Origin of the sequence: Pseudomonas sp. 50_B, from assembly GCF_017491625.1 — a bacterium.
GTDB classification, from domain to species: Bacteria; Pseudomonadota; Gammaproteobacteria; order Pseudomonadales; family Pseudomonadaceae; genus Aquipseudomonas; species Aquipseudomonas danubii.
In genome coordinates, this window is the sequence record NZ_JAFGYX010000186.1 from 1 (window position 1) to 376 (window position 376).

Consider the following 376-nt stretch of genomic DNA (forward strand, 5'->3'; position numbering starts at 1 on the left):
GTGTGGCCAGGCCTTGAACTGTAAATTGGTGGAGCTAGACGGGATCGAACCGTCGACCTCTTGCATGCCATGCAAGCGCTCTCCCAGCTGAGCTATAGCCCCGGATTTTCGCCTCGCGGCGCAGCGACATCTTGCAACATCACTTGTGTAAAACTGGCGTCCCCTAGGGGACTCGAACCCCTGTTACCGCCGTGAAAGGGCGGTGTCCTAGGCCACTAGACGAAGGGGACGCAAACCCTTCTATACAACTGATCAGTGCTGAGTACTGATCGATTCAAGGCCGGTGTGGCCAGGCCTTGAACTGTAAATTGGTGGAGCTAGACGGGATCGAACCGTCGACCTCTTGCATGCCATGCAAGCGCTCTCCCAGCTGAGC

2 tRNA genes are annotated in these 376 nt (G+C 56.9%); both read right to left on the minus strand.

Features of this window, described 5'->3' with window-relative positions:
• Positions 1–26: 26 nt before the first annotated feature.
• Positions 27–102, minus strand: a tRNA-Ala gene (locus tag J5M73_RS31540).
• Between the two features lie 52 nt (positions 103–154).
• Positions 155–230: transfer RNA gene (locus J5M73_RS31545), tRNA-Glu, on the minus strand.
• Positions 231–376: the final 146 nt, after the last annotated feature.